At 34.7% G+C, this 4701-nt stretch carries 7 protein-coding genes; 3 read left to right on the forward strand and 4 right to left on the reverse strand.

Annotated features, from left to right (window positions below; all coding sequences use genetic code 11):
* The 4 genes from SE27_RS13210 to SE27_RS13225 all read right to left on the reverse strand — a co-directional run.
* The coding region (locus SE27_RS13210; protein WP_201772991.1) for a methyltransferase family protein at nt 1–626 on the reverse strand (626 nt) is incomplete at its 3' end.
* 20 nt (nt 627–646) lie between these two features.
* Nucleotides 647–895, reverse strand: a complete 249-nt coding sequence (locus SE27_RS13215) for a DUF2933 domain-containing protein (protein WP_004695740.1) — start codon at nt 893–895, stop codon at nt 647–649.
* 26 nt (nt 896–921) lie between these two features.
* Nucleotides 922–1353 carry a hypothetical protein gene (locus SE27_RS13220; protein ID WP_004695737.1) on the reverse strand — a complete coding sequence of 144 codons (432 nt, stop codon included), beginning with the start codon at nt 1351–1353 and terminating at the stop codon, nt 922–924.
* Nucleotides 1354–1956: 603 nt separating this feature from the next.
* Nucleotides 1957–2199 (reverse strand): DUF2789 family protein, encoded by a 243-nt coding sequence (locus tag SE27_RS13225; protein WP_004281876.1) that lies wholly within the window; start codon nt 2197–2199, stop codon nt 1957–1959.
* Between the two features lie 351 nt (nt 2200–2550).
* On the opposite strand from SE27_RS13225, the gene SE27_RS13230 reads away from it, so the two are divergent.
* From SE27_RS13230 to SE27_RS13240, 3 genes are all read left to right on the forward strand, one after another.
* Nucleotides 2551–2931 (forward strand): copper resistance CopC family protein, encoded by a 381-nt coding sequence (locus SE27_RS13230; protein ID WP_004681441.1) that lies wholly within the window; start codon nt 2551–2553, stop codon nt 2929–2931.
* A 64-nt stretch (nt 2932–2995) separates the two neighbouring features.
* Nucleotides 2996–3877: a copper resistance D family protein gene (locus tag SE27_RS13235; RefSeq protein ID WP_039624335.1), complete on the forward strand. Its 882-nt coding sequence runs from the start codon at nt 2996–2998 to the stop codon at nt 3875–3877.
* A 466-nt stretch (nt 3878–4343) separates the two neighbouring features.
* Nucleotides 4344–4538, forward strand: coding sequence for a heavy-metal-associated domain-containing protein (locus tag SE27_RS13240; RefSeq protein WP_004281879.1), 195 nt, complete (start codon nt 4344–4346; stop codon nt 4536–4538).
* Nucleotides 4539–4701 lie beyond the last annotated feature (163 nt).

Consider the following 4701-nt stretch of genomic DNA (forward strand, 5'->3'; position numbering starts at 1 on the left):
AATTTTGGAATAAATCTCGGAGTCTGTTGAGCATAGCTGTCATAGACAGCGCCAAACTGTTTACTCATTTCAGCCTCTTCCTTAATTGCCAAGCGGCTGTACATTAAGAGTAGGATTGGAAACATAATCAGTGTCAGTAAAGTTGGCCATTGCAATAAAAAACCCAGCAAGATCATCACAAAAGCCACGTATTGTGGGTGACGTATACGTGCATAAGGGCCTGTGATCGCTAAAGAATGCTGACGTTGCGCGTTGTACAGCACGTGCCATGACGTTGATAACAGGTAAAATCCATAGCCCAAAAAAACGTAACTGGCGATATGCAAAATGCCAAAATGTGGATCACCTTTTTCACCTAATAGCGTTGACCACAAGTGACCTGCATTATGAGAAAGTAAGTCAAGTTGAGGGAAGCGAGTTTGAAGCCAACCAGATAACAGGTAAATGGTTAAAGGAAAACCATACATTTCGACAAATAGAGCAATGATAAAAGCCGAAAAGGCCCCAAATGTACGCCAATCGCGCGCAGTGGAAGGTCTAAAAAAACTGAAAGCGAACATGATAAAAACTGTTGAGTTAATGATAACCAGCGTCCATAAACCATAAGCCGATTCCGCATGATTCATGATGGATCTCCTGATAAGAGCTATTTTTTGTTATCAGATATATCGGATTTTTTTTGCTGCGAGTGGTTATGCCCATGACCACCATGCATAAAAATATGCATCAGTGGACACGCTAAAAGGAATAAATAAGGCAAAGCACCGATAACGTGGGCTAAATGTTCCGTTAATAGAAAATAAGCTGCGATACCACCCAGCACGATTAGACCAATGGCATAACGTGTAGACCAGAAGTTAGGTACTGAATTATTTTCTTGGTGTTGGTGATTCATGGTGCTTTCCCCTAATTCATGGGTAACTATTTAGTTGCTGACGGAGGCATACAGTCCATCATCATCTGCATCATGGATTGCATCATGTCCATACGTTTTTCCATCATCTGCTGACGGTCAGCCATATTTGCATTCATGCTTTGGCTGCCCATCTGTTTCATCATACTCATACCTCCTTGCATGAGTTTCATGTGCTCAGCCATAAGTTTCTGACGTTCTTGTGGGGTTTTTGCAGCCATCATCTTCTCATGCATGGCTTGCATCGCCTTCATGTGTTGATCCATTGCAGCCATTTTATCTGTAGCAGTGGTGCTGGTAACTGTTTGCTTAATTGTTACTGCAGATGGTGCTGTTTTTTCAGGGTGGTGATCTTTGTGTTCATCGGATTGCTGTGCAAATGTATTCAATGACGCGGCTGCGATACATAAGCCCAAAAAAATGTTTTTGAATTTCATCATAATTTTTTCCTTTAAATAATTTGGAAGTAAAAGCTATGTTTTAGTACTGAACAGAGACTAGGAATTTGACTACTAAACTGATGAAATTTTTGGTTATTCTCTGTCTCTCTTAAAAATTTTAGCACTATTAATTAATTATTTTTAAAAATGACAAAAATGTAATTTTGAGATCTTCTCGAAATATATAGTCTATGCTGAGATGACAAAAATTTTATTTAATATTAATCTTTTAAAACTATTAAAGTTGTTATGATTTTATGTGCTTAAAAAAATAAAAATGAAATGATTAGATGACTCCAAGGCTAGTTAGAGACACATTCTTAATGTAATTTACACTGTTATTCCTTTAAAGAAAAAATACAGTTGATCAAAATAGTTTTTTATAGAAAAAAGGGTGGATAATTTAATTATTAAACTTATTGGTATATTTATTAGATAGAAGGTAAAGAAGATTATTTTTAATATTAGGGTTTATAATCCAAATTTCAGAGTAAGGAATCTACTACTTATATAATAGAGATTCCATCTCCAAAACAGTACTACTGTATGAATGAGTTGTATTCAATGCAGGGAAGAATGTAGATCCTTAATACTAACGGAAAATTATTTTACTGAATTTTCATGTAAAGACTCATTTAATTGATCAATCACTGTCGTCCATTCACCATCAGAGTGTAGTTTTTCTTCTAAAAAATGACGTTGAGCATCAGTCCAAAAAATTGCTTGTGTTAAAAAAACATCTCCAGCTAGCTGATGGCTCTCTATGAATTTTGCAATTGCTTCTTCAGTAGAAGCTAAACCAAGCTGTTCAAATAATTTGGTCATTCTTGGACGTGTTTGAGTCATGTGCTTAGCCCACAAATTTATATTAGATCAAATTAAACATAACATGTTTATATTTAAACTAAAATATAAAAAATTAAATAGCTACTATTTTCTTAGACAAAATGATTACTACATTTCATAAATCAACCACCTACATAATTTGTTTGTTAAATGATCATTATTTTTCAATAAGATTATTTTAATAGTTAAAGATTTTAAATTTTAAAAATGACAAAAATGTAATTTTGAAGTCATCGCTCTGTTTCTGTCTCTCACTAATAATTGAAATATAAGAGGAGATGATGTGGTCTCATTAAATATAGATTTTATAAAGTCATCTCTAATGAACTAACGAATCAAGAGGAAACGTAAATGAAATTATTTCAAAATAAAATGACTGCTCTACGTAATGTTGTAGTAGCTGCAACGATGATTGTGGCTACTACAACTACGTTCGCTCATGTGAGTTTAGTGAGTGCGATTCCTGCGGAAAATGCATCTATCCTTAGTCAACCAAAGAACTTGACCCTTAACTTTGGTGCAGAGGTTATGTTGATGAATATTAAGTTACTGGATGCTCAGCGAAGAGATGTTCCTTTAAAATATAAAGTTACTCATGACTTAAAGAAATCCTTTGATGTCGCTCTTCCGAAACTGAAAAAAGGTAAATATACCGTTGTCTGGACAACAATGGGGAAAGATGGTCACAACATGAATGGTGAATATAGTTTCACTATCAAATCAACTAAATAAGAATTGATTACCTTTCAACATGTCAGTGAGGTGCTGGCATGTTGTTCTAGAATGGACAAAAATAATGATTTCTGAATATTGGATGTGGGCCACTTGGTTAACTAAGGTTATTTTATATTTAAGTGTAGCTTTTGTCATTGGTGGAGCCTTTTGCTATTTTTTACTTAGACAATATCTTGAACTAAAAGAATCGATTCTTAAATATATTACAATTGGCGCTGGATTAGGCCTAATTTCCAGTACCTTGGGATTTTTTATTCTGATTGGTAGTTTTGCCAATACTGGTATTACAGGTATGGTGGACCCCACGTATATTAATATATTGGTTAATACTCCGACGGGGTATATATACGTTCTTCGTTCTATTAGTTTTGCTCTTTTACTTCTTCTCATGGTGGTTAAACTTAACAGGAACAAAGGTCATTTTTCTATAATTGAAAGTTCAATATTTTGTATTTTACTTATCCCGATTATTTTTAGTTTTTCCCAGCTCGGACATGTCGCTAATTTAACCTTACTTGCTCAAATTTTATTATCAATCCATATTCTAGTTATGTCGTTATGGATGGGGTCTTTATATCCGTTATGGAAAACCAGCCGGGAAATAAGTGGTTTACCTTTAAAAGATCGCATGCATGTATTTGGACGTATTGCTGCTTTCATTGTTGGGATATTAATCGCCTGTGGCGCTAGTGTAGCTCTTCTTTTAATTAAAGATTTTAATACCTTAATCAATACTGCATATGGCTATGGTTTCATGGTTAAAATGTTTTTTGTTATAAGTATTCTACTTTTAGCTGCCTTCAACAAATGGTATTTCACCCCGCGTCTTCAACATCCTAAATTCGCTAAACACCTTAGTCATGCCATTTTATTTGAGATGTTATTAGGTCTATCAATTCTATTAACAACAGGCTATATAACCACTGTCGTGGGTATTGAATAAGAGAATTTCAAAATAAGGGAATTGAGGAAATTTAACATTACTGCATTTATCTTTTGTAGCTGAGCAATAAAGTTTCTACTGGACTGTCAACTTACGACAATCAGAACAGTAAAATCGCATCATGAGGCATTATACATAAAGGTAGTCACCGGTTTTTAGCTTATCTTCAACCCATAACGGTCTCATCTATTCAGTTCACTACCATTGATTGAAATAACTAATCTTATAAATTTCAGAGTGATCGTAGATGACAAAAATGTCATTTTAAAGTCACATTAATGTTGGTTAAGTACTTTTACTGTAGTCATTAGAACACTCTTTGGAATACTCTGAAGAAAACTGTAAGGTTGTAAACAGACCAAGTTACAGCGAGTAACTGATTCAGAAAAAGGCTGGTTGTATGGTGAAAGTTTAGAGTTACTGTTCTAATGTTTTAAACAAATGTTTTGTTAAAAAGGAGCAACATATGAAATTTCACATCGCTAATATGACTTGTGGTGGTTGTGCACGCGGCATTACTACCGCAATTAAAGAGCTCGACTCGAATGCCTCACTCGATATTGATTTACAAAACCGTATTGTTGAAATCAACACAACGGTGAGTCAGGATCAAGTCATTGCCACTCTCAGTGAGCGTGGATTTACAGCTGATCCTGCTTAATCTCTGTTAGAGTAACAGTGGGAATTCCTTACCACTTTTACTCTCTCTTATTTTCCTCATCGTACAGATAAAACCTGTACTTGCTTGAAATAAAAGTAATCCCTGAATTCCCCCTAATCTTGGTTCGAGCTGATCTTCGCATATAGAACTCAGCATATCTAAA

It is taken from the genome of Acinetobacter harbinensis, assembly GCF_000816495.1.
In the GTDB taxonomy this organism is placed as follows: Bacteria; Pseudomonadota; Gammaproteobacteria; order Pseudomonadales; family Moraxellaceae; genus Acinetobacter; species Acinetobacter harbinensis.